This is a genomic window from Streptosporangium minutum (assembly GCF_002149035.1).
In the GTDB taxonomy this organism is placed as follows: Bacteria; Actinomycetota; Actinomycetes; order Streptosporangiales; family Streptosporangiaceae; genus Streptosporangium; species Streptosporangium minutum.
Map to the genome: position 1 here is coordinate 1 of NZ_NGFP01000542.1, position 635 is coordinate 635.

General features: G+C 67.6%; 1 protein-coding gene. It reads right to left on the bottom strand.

Translation table 11 applies throughout. The features are described 5' to 3' along the window. Positions 1-592, bottom strand: a 592-nt coding sequence (locus tag CA984_RS46965; RefSeq protein WP_165781662.1) for a hypothetical protein, incomplete at its 3' end; no start/stop codon positions are given. Positions 593-635 lie beyond the last annotated feature (43 nt).

Below are 635 nucleotides of genomic sequence, written 5' to 3' on the forward strand. Positions count from 1 at the left end.
TGAAGAAGGTGGACCAGGGTGACCAGGCGCCGTTGATTCCGCCGGCGGTCGCGCGGGCGCGCCAGCGGAGTTTCCAGCCGTCGGACAATTTGCCCGCCGGGACAGACACGTTGCCCTCGGAACCACTGGTGAAGGTGTTCTGGGATGTGCCGGACCAGATCAGGCCGCTGCCTTGGCCGGTGGCGGCCGGGTCGTGTTCCACCTCGACGCTCAGCGTGGACGAGCGGCTCTCCGGATCGGTGACCGTCGCGTACAAGCCCGGCGTCAGCGTGGTAGCCGCACCATTTCTGTGGGGCCAGACGTTCAACGCCGACACGGAAGGCTTGGAGAGCTCCACACTGAAGGTGGACCAGGGTGACCAGGCGCCGTTGATTCCGCCGGCGGTCGCGCGGGCGCGCCAGCGGAGTTTCCAGCCGTCGGACAATTTGCCCGCCGGGACAGACACGTTGCCCTCGGAACCACTGGTGAAGGTGTTCTGGGATGTGCCGGACCAGATCAGGCCGCTGCCTTGGCCGGTGGCGGCCGGGTCGTGTTCCACCTCGACGCTCAGCGTGGACGAGCGGCTCTCCGGATCGGTGACCGTCGCGTACAAGCCCGGCGTCAGCGTGGTAGCCGCACCATTTCTGTGGGGCCAG